This window comes from Staphylococcus arlettae (assembly GCF_002902345.1).
Lineage (GTDB): Bacteria > Bacillota > Bacilli > Staphylococcales > Staphylococcaceae > Staphylococcus > Staphylococcus arlettae.
The window spans coordinates 102,728-110,945 of record NZ_PPQB01000029.1 but is presented as its reverse complement, the minus strand read 5'-3'; the positions used below and the strand labels follow the sequence as shown (position 1 = coordinate 110,945).

Sequence of the window (8,218 nt, the reverse complement as noted above, 5' to 3'; positions counted from 1 at the left end):
CCCGGCAAGGATGACTAGCATTGAAAAAAGCTTGATTTGAAGCGCATTTTCAATGCAGTCAGCTACTGCCAAAATGAAAAGAGGTTGGAACAAATTAATATTGTCCCAACCTCTTTATTAATTTATTGTAATTCAGCGACACGTAATCTATTATTTGCACGTTCTAACGCGCGTTTTGCTCTATAGATATCACTGTTGTCGTCTTCATTAGCCAAGTGCGATTCTGCTTTTGATTTCGCTAATTGTGCTCTAGCGACATCTATTTCATTCGCACGTTCTGCAGTTTGTACAATAACTGATAATTTATGTTGTCTAACCTCAACAAAGCCTTCACTCACTGCAATATATTCTGAACCACTATCAAAATTCACTTTGACATAGCCGATTTTTAATGCTGCAACTGTAGGAATATGTCCCCACATGACACCCATTTCGCCAGCTGTAGTTTGTAATACAGCAAGTTCAATGTCTTCACGTTCGTATACAGCACCATTAGGAGTGACAATATTTAGGGTTAATGTGTTCATTATCCTTACCTCCTAATTTTAAACTTCAACACCCATATCTTTTGCTTTTGCTAATACGTCGTCCATACTACCAACAAGACGGAAAGCATCTTCAGGAATGTGATCATACTTACCTTCTAAGATATCTTTGAAGTCTTCAACAGTTCGTTTAACTGGAACATAAGAACCTTTTTGTCCTGTGAATTGTTCAGCAACGTGGAAGTTTTGTGATAAGAAGAATTGAATTCTACGTGCACGTTCAACTGTACTTTTATCTTCTTCGGATAATTCATCCATACCTAAAATTGCAATAATGTCTTGTAATTCACGGTATTTTTGAAGTGTTGATTGTACTTGTCGTGCTACATCATAATGCTCTTGTCCAACAACTGATGGTTCAAGCGCTCTTGATGTAGAAGCAAGTGGGTCAACCGCTGGATAAATACCCATTTCTGTTAATTTACGTTCTAAGTTTGTTGTAGAGTCTAAATGAGCAAATACGTTTGCTGGAGCTGGATCGGTATAGTCATCGGCAGGTACGAATACTGCTTGGATAGAAGTTACCGAACCTTTCGTAGTTGATGTAATACGTTCTTGTAATTGACCCATTTCTGTACTTAATGTTGGTTGATAACCTACGGCTGAAGGCATACGACCTAATAAAGCTGATACTTCAGAACCAGCTTGTGTAAATCTGAAGATATTATCGATGAATAATAATACATCTTTACCTTCTTCATCACGGAAGTACTCTGCCATAGTTAAGCCTGAAAGTGCTACACGCATACGTGCACCAGGTGGCTCGTTCATTTGACCGAATACCATCGCTGTCTTTTTAATAACGCCACTATCACTCATCTCGAAGTATAAATCGTTACCTTCACGTGTACGTTCACCTACACCTGCGAATACTGAAATACCACCATGCTCTTGAGCGATGTTATTAATTAATTCTTGAATAAGTACAGTTTTACCTACACCTGCACCACCAAATAATCCGATTTTACCACCTTTAATATACGGTGCTAATAAATCTACAACTTTAATACCTGTTTCTAATATTTCTACTTTCGTAGATAATTGATCGAATGCAGGTGATTCTCTATGAATTGGGTCACGACGTACTGAATCATCAATTTTTTCATCCAAATCGATTGTGTCACCTAATACATTAAACACTCTTCCAAGTGTCGCATCACCAACAGGTACACTAATACTATTGCCAGTATCTTTTACTTCAGTGCCACGTTTAACACCTTCTGTACCATCCATTGCAATTGTACGGACCACATCGTCGCCTAATTGAAGCGCTACTTCTAACGTCAAACTTGTTGTTTCATTGTCTTTTTCTACATCTAGAACTAAGGCATTGTTAATTGCTGGCACTTCATTATGTTCAAAACGAACATCAATGACTGGACCCATAATTTGCGTTACACGGCCTACTCCCATGTTAATTTTCCTCCTTTATTATTCTATTCAAGTGCAGTTGAGCCACCAACAATTTCAGTAATTTGTTGTGTGATAGCTGCTTGACGAGCTCTATTATATTCGAGTGATAAATCATCGATAAGTTCTGTTGCATTATCTGTTGCGTTTTTCATTGCAGTCATTCGTGCTGCATGTTCACTTGCTTTAGCATCAAGTATTGTGCCATAAATCAAGCTTTCCACATACTGTGGTAAAATAACGCTCAATATAGATTCTTTGTCTGGTTCAAATTCATATGATGACATTTGACCATGTCCTAGACTGGAATCTTCTGGAGATAATGGTAAGACAGTTTTCTTAGATGGTTTGTTTTCTAATACAGTGACAAAATGACTAAAGTAAATGTTTAATTCGTCGATTTCTTCATCTCCATATAAATCAATAGCCTTTTTAGCTATCGCTTGAACAGATTTAAAGGATGGTTGGTCAGCAATATCAACGATTGAACCTTTTACTTCATAGCCTCTGTTTTTGAGAAAATCAACACCCGTTTGACCTAGTACTAAAATTTCATATTCATCTGCTCGTTCATGTTTACTTTTTATATCATTCAACAAGTTTTTTAATACACCAGCATTATATGCACCAGCTAAACCTTGATCACTTGTAATAACTAAATAGCCACTCTTTTTAACTTCACGTTGTTGTAACATTGGATGACTAGAGTTTTTATTAGCTCCAGCAACTGCAGTAATCGCATCTTGCATTTTTTCCATATACGGAGCAAATTGTTTTGTATTACTTTCAGCACGACGTAGTTTTGAACTTGAAACCATGTTCATTGCTTTAGTAATTTGTTTCATTTTTTCCGTAGATTTTATACGTGTATCAATCTCTTTAAGAGATGCCATTATCTCACCACCTTTTGTAGCTTATATTAATTATTGTGATTGACTAAAGCTCTTTTTAAATTCATTAATCGCAGCTTCAAATTTTTCGTTTTCTGGTAATCCACCTGAATTTCTAATCTCATCAAGTAATGATGAAGCATTTGATTTTGCCCATTGATTAAATTCAGTTTCAAAACGAGTAATATCTGCTACTGGGATATCGTCTAAATAACCTTTAGTTAATGCAAAAATAATTAATACTTGGTTTTCAACAGGTAGTGGTTTGTTTTTATCTTGTTTCAACACTTCTACTGTACGTTTACCACGTTCTAATTTTTGTGCAGTAAATTCATCTAAATCTGAACCGAATTGTGCAAATGATTCTAATTCACGATAAGAAGCTAAGTCGAGTCTTAACGTACCTGCAACTTTTTTCATTGCTTTAATTTGTGCTGATCCACCTACACGAGATACAGATTGTCCAGCATTGATTGCTGGTCTAACTCCTGAGAAGAATAAATCAGATTGTAAGAAAATTTGACCATCTGTAATTGAAATAACGTTTGTTGGAACATACGCAGAAATGTCGCCAGCTTGTGTTTCAATGATAGGTAATGCAGTAATAGAACCGCCACCTAGGTCATCGTTTAATTTTGCTGCTCTTTCGAGTAATCTACTATGTAAGTAGAAGACATCACCTGGGTATGCTTCACGGCCTGGTGGTCTACGTAATAATAATGATAATTCACGATAAGCTGCTGCTTGTTTTGTTAAATCATCATAAACAATTAATACGTCTTTACCATCAAACATAAATTCTTCGCCGATTGTCACTCCTGTATAAGGTGCAATATATAACATTGGCGCTGGGTCTGCAGCTGATGCTGAAACAATGATAGTATAGTCTAATGCGCCTTCTTGACGTAATTTCTCAACATTCGCACGTACTGTTGAATCTTTTTGACCAATTGCTACGTAAATACAAATCGTATTTTCGCTCTTTTGGTTTAAAATAGTGTCAATTGCTAATGTTGTTTTACCTGTTTGACGGTCACCAATAATTAATTCACGTTGTCCTTTACCAATAGGTACTAAGGCATCAATCGCTTTAATACCAGTTTGTAAAGGTTGATCAACTGATTTACGATCCATAACACCCGTTGCTTTTTTCTCAACAGGTCTAGTTTTTGAAGTATTAACTGGACCTTGTCCATCAATTGGTTGTCCTAATGGATTTACTACTCTACCTACCATTTCTTCGCCAACTGGAACTTCCATAACACGTCCTGTACGTTTTACTTCGTCCCCTTCTTTGATATCTTGATATGGTCCCAAAATAACAACACCGACGTTAGATTCTTCTAAGTTTTGTGCTAAACCTAGTACGCCACTTTTGAATTCTATTAATTCTCCAGCCATAACATCGTTTAGTCCGTGAATTAATGCAATACCGTCACCAATTTGAAGTACAGTTCCAACATCCGTAACAGACATTTCTGACTCATAGTTTTCAATTTGTGAGCGTAATAATGCACTAATTTCTTCTGCTTTAATGGCCATCTATGTCACTCCTTTAATATTTATTAGTTCACTCTTTTGAAATGTTTTTCTAACTGTGCAAGATCATTTTGTATACTTGCATCCATTACTTTTGTACCTACATTAATTCTAATACCACCTATTAAAGCAGGGTTAATTTCATTTGAAAGAATGACTTTAGATAATTGCGTTTTATTTGTTATTATTGTTTCAATTTCTGATAATTCTTGTTCTGACAATTCATATACAGATTCAACTACTGCATAATCACGATTGTAAAATTCGTTGTATTGTTGAGTAAATGCATTATAAATTTTATCGATTAGCCCTAAATGACGATTGGATGCAAGAATCATCAGCATATTTTGTATGTATTGATTAGAATTACCAAATACAATACCTACGATTCTACGACGATGATGACCATCTATTTGAGGATCCTGATCCATTGCTACTAAATTAGGAATCTCAGATTGTACAGCCTCATGGATTATTGAAAACTCGTCATAAACACTATCTAGTATTTCTGCATCTTTAGAAGCGTCAAATAATGCTTTAGCATACTTGTTAGCTACAATAGCCATTATTTATCCCCTGCCTCTTTAAGGTACTTAGCAACTAGTTCTTTTTGATCTTGGTCACTAATTTCTTTTTGTAATACTTTAGATGCAATTAGTACCGACAAGTCAGACACTTGATTATTAATATCCGCAATTGCACGTTCTTTTTGGCTGTTGATTTCATTTTGTGCTGTTTCAATCATGCCATTTGCGCGTACATTAGCTTCATTGATAATTTCTTCATGTTGTTGACGTGCTTGTACTTTTGCGTCTTCTAGTATTTTGTGAACCTCGTCCTGTGTTTCTTTTAAAGTTTGTTTATTTTGTTCTTCTAATTTTTGTGCATTTAATTTAGCTTGTTCAGCATCATCAATGTCTTTATTTATATCACGTTCACGTTTGTCCATAACTTCTTTTAAAGGACCCCATGCAAACTTTTTCAATAATGCTAATAAAACAAGAAAAGTAATTAAGGTAACAATGATCGTACCCCACTGAACACCACTAGCTTGGCTTGCACCTAATACTAATGTATTTGTCATCGCATTCACTAGCTCATACACTCCTTTCTTTCATTGTAACTATTTGCTGTTAGATAAAAACGAATGGCGAAAGTCAAAAAACGACTTCGCCTTTTTTAAAGTGTAATTACATGAACATTACGATGAATGAAATTACAAGACCAAGGATTGGTAATGCCTCAACTAAACCAATACCGATGAACATAATTGACATTAATTGTCCACGTGCTTCTGGTTGACGTGCTACACCTTCTACTGTTCTAGATACGATAAGACCGTTACCGATACCTGCACCTAATGCTGATAAACCAATTGCGATTGCTGCTGCGATTAAATTCATTAATAAATCCTCCTAAAAATTGTTTTATAATTTTATTTTTAATGGCTATCTTGTACTTTGTGTGACATATAAACCATTGATAGCATAATGAAAATATAGGCCTGAATTGAACCTATGAAAATCGAGAATGCTTGCCAAACAACTAAACCTGGTAAACCTATAATCCAACCCCATAACAAGTTATTAACTACTAATCCTGATAAAAGAGTAAGTAATAATTCACCAGCATAAATATTACCGTAAAGACGAAGACCTAACGTTAAAGTTGAAGTGAACTCCTCGAATAAATTGATTGGTAATAAGAAAATAGGTTTTGTGTAATTACCAAAGTAACTCTTTGTGCCACGCATTTTAATACCATAATAATGCGTCAACAGAATTATTAGCGTTGACAGTGTTAATGTAACAGTGGCATCTGCTGTTGGTGATTTCCACCACAACGTATGTCCTGACACAATAGAGAATGGTAAGCCAAGCATATTACTCACAAAGATAAACAAGATCAAAGTAACTGCAAGGAAGTGGAATTGACCACCTTTTGACCATGCCATATTGCTTTCAATAATACCTCGAACAAAGTCAAAAACCCATTCTATGAAGTTTTGCTTGCCGGTTGGACGTTTTTGAAGATTACGTGTACATATAATAGCTAGTACAAATACAATAATCGCTGTAATAATTAACATCATAATTGATGATAAATTAAACACGAGGTCTAAACCAAATACATTCCAACTGACAAGAGGGTTGTCGTGTTGCATACAATTTCACCTCTCTTTTACTAGTTTTTTTTCTTATGAATAAACGGTTTAATTGTTACCACAACATAAGAAATCATTAAACCTAAAGCCACACCAAAAATATTGATATTGTCTTTAAAAAAGACCCATATGGTACAAGCTAAAATCGCTACCAAATATCTCCAAATATTGCCCGTAGAAATATGTATCGTGTCACTCTTCTTAGCTTTCGCTAAGTAATATTCGAAAATAATCGTATTGAGTAACGAACCAACAGTACCTATGATTAACCCCAATATAAAAGGTGATTGTGTGAAAAAAAACACAATAATCAATACAATTAATAAGTATAGATAGTATTGTATATATTGATTGAAAATGATGGAGAAACGTTTCAATTTTGTGCCTCATTTCGTCTATTTCATTCGTTTATGAAAACCGTTCCACTCATACAAATTTAATAATAATATAGCCTGTAAGTCGTGTCAATTCTATTAAAATTGTTAAATAAGTTTTTTTGCAGTCGACATAAAATTGTCACATTTAAACAAATGAATTTGGCTTTTTATCAATTATGCCAAAATAATATTTAATATGCTCACAAATGCGACTCGATGCATTGCCATCACCATAAGGGTTTTTTGCTTCACTCATTGCTTCGTAGCTATGCTGATTATCTAAAAGCTCTTTAGTTGCTTGTTCTATTGTTGCTGTTGAAGTACCTACAATTTTTAATGTGCCAGCCGTTACTCCTTCAGGTCGTTCTGTTGCATCTCTTAACACTAAGACAGGTTTACCAAGTGATGGCGCTTCTTCTTGGATGCCACCAGAATCGGTTAGGATAATATACGACTGATTTGCAAAATTGTGAAAATCAGTTACACCTAATGGTTCTATTAATTCTATTCTGTCATGTCCTGCCAAATAATTATTTGCAATTGCTCTTACCTTTGGGTTTTTGTGCATTGGATAGACAACTACCACATCGCTATACGTCTCAACAATATTACGTACAGCTTGAAAAATACGTTCCATAGGTTCGCCAATATTCTCTCTACGATGAGCAGTTAATAAAACAATACGTTTACCGGGATGGCGTTTGAGAATTGCTGAATCATAGTGTGTTTTTATTGTAGTTTTCATAGCATCAATCGCTGTATTTCCAGTTACTACAATACTCTCCTCTGATTTGTTTTCATCTAGCAAATTTTGGGCAGCATTAAATGTAGGGGCAAAATTTAAATCTGCCATTACCCCTACCATTTGTCTATTCATTTCTTCAGGAAACGGAGCATATTTATCCCATGTTCTCAATCCTGCCTCAACATGACCAATAGGAACTTGATTGTAAAATGCAGCTAAGCTACCAGCAAACGTGGTCATAGTATCACCATGTACCAAAATCATATCCGGTTGTTCTTCTTGAATAACACTTTCGAGCTTCATTAACACTTTCGACGTAATTTGTGATAATGTTTGACCTTGCGTCATTATATCTAAATCATAGTCTGGTTGAATGTTAAAAGTATCTAAAACACCATCTAACATTTCTCGGTGTTGTGCTGAAACTACGACTACTGGCTCCAAAGCATTACTTTCTTGTAATGCTTTGACCAGAGGTGCCATTTTCACTGCTTCTGGACGAGTGCCAAAAACAGTCATAATTTTCTTCATTTTACTCCACTCCTGGA

10 protein-coding genes are annotated in these 8,218 nt (G+C 35.2%); all 10 read right to left on the bottom strand.

Going from position 1 to position 8,218, the window contains the following annotated elements:
* Nucleotides 1-122 precede the first annotated feature (122 nt).
* Nucleotides 123-527 carry a F0F1 ATP synthase subunit epsilon gene (locus CD036_RS12725; RefSeq protein ID WP_103388819.1) on the bottom strand — a complete coding sequence of 135 codons (405 nt, stop codon included), beginning with the start codon at nucleotides 525-527 and terminating at the stop codon, nucleotides 123-125.
* A gap of 18 nt (nucleotides 528-545) precedes the next feature.
* Complete coding sequence (gene atpD, locus CD036_RS12720; RefSeq protein ID WP_002510310.1) at nucleotides 546-1,958, bottom strand: F0F1 ATP synthase subunit beta; 1,413 nt, start codon at nucleotides 1,956-1,958, stop codon at nucleotides 546-548.
* A 23-nt stretch (nucleotides 1,959-1,981) separates the two neighbouring features.
* A complete protein-coding gene (gene atpG, locus CD036_RS12715; protein ID WP_002510311.1) occupies nucleotides 1,982-2,848 on the bottom strand; it encodes an ATP synthase F1 subunit gamma in 867 nt (288 codons plus the stop codon).
* A gap of 30 nt (nucleotides 2,849-2,878) precedes the next feature.
* Nucleotides 2,879-4,387: a F0F1 ATP synthase subunit alpha gene (gene atpA / locus CD036_RS12710; protein ID WP_103388818.1), complete on the bottom strand. Its 1,509-nt coding sequence runs from the start codon at nucleotides 4,385-4,387 to the stop codon at nucleotides 2,879-2,881.
* Nucleotides 4,388-4,410: 23 nt separating this feature from the next.
* Complete coding sequence (locus CD036_RS12705) at nucleotides 4,411-4,950, bottom strand: F0F1 ATP synthase subunit delta (protein WP_103388817.1); 540 nt, start codon at nucleotides 4,948-4,950, stop codon at nucleotides 4,411-4,413.
* Entirely contained in the window at nucleotides 4,950-5,468 is a 519-nt protein-coding gene (locus CD036_RS12700) for a F0F1 ATP synthase subunit B (RefSeq protein ID WP_031266549.1), read from the bottom strand. The genes CD036_RS12705 and CD036_RS12700 overlap by 1 nt, the downstream gene beginning before the upstream one ends.
* Before the next feature lie 106 nt (nucleotides 5,469-5,574).
* Nucleotides 5,575-5,787: a F0F1 ATP synthase subunit C gene (atpE, locus tag CD036_RS12695; protein ID WP_002510315.1), complete on the bottom strand. Its 213-nt coding sequence runs from the start codon at nucleotides 5,785-5,787 to the stop codon at nucleotides 5,575-5,577.
* 38 nt (nucleotides 5,788-5,825) lie between these two features.
* On the bottom strand, nucleotides 5,826-6,548 hold the full coding sequence (gene atpB / locus CD036_RS12690) for a F0F1 ATP synthase subunit A (RefSeq protein ID WP_002510316.1): 723 nt from the start codon (nucleotides 6,546-6,548) through the stop codon (nucleotides 5,826-5,828).
* 20 nt (nucleotides 6,549-6,568) lie between these two features.
* Nucleotides 6,569-6,925 (bottom strand): ATP synthase subunit I, encoded by a 357-nt coding sequence (locus CD036_RS12685; RefSeq protein ID WP_002510317.1) that lies wholly within the window; start codon nucleotides 6,923-6,925, stop codon nucleotides 6,569-6,571.
* A gap of 145 nt (nucleotides 6,926-7,070) precedes the next feature.
* Nucleotides 7,071-8,201 (bottom strand): non-hydrolyzing UDP-N-acetylglucosamine 2-epimerase, encoded by a 1,131-nt coding sequence (wecB, locus tag CD036_RS12680; RefSeq protein ID WP_103388816.1) that lies wholly within the window; start codon nucleotides 8,199-8,201, stop codon nucleotides 7,071-7,073.
* Nucleotides 8,202-8,218 lie beyond the last annotated feature (17 nt).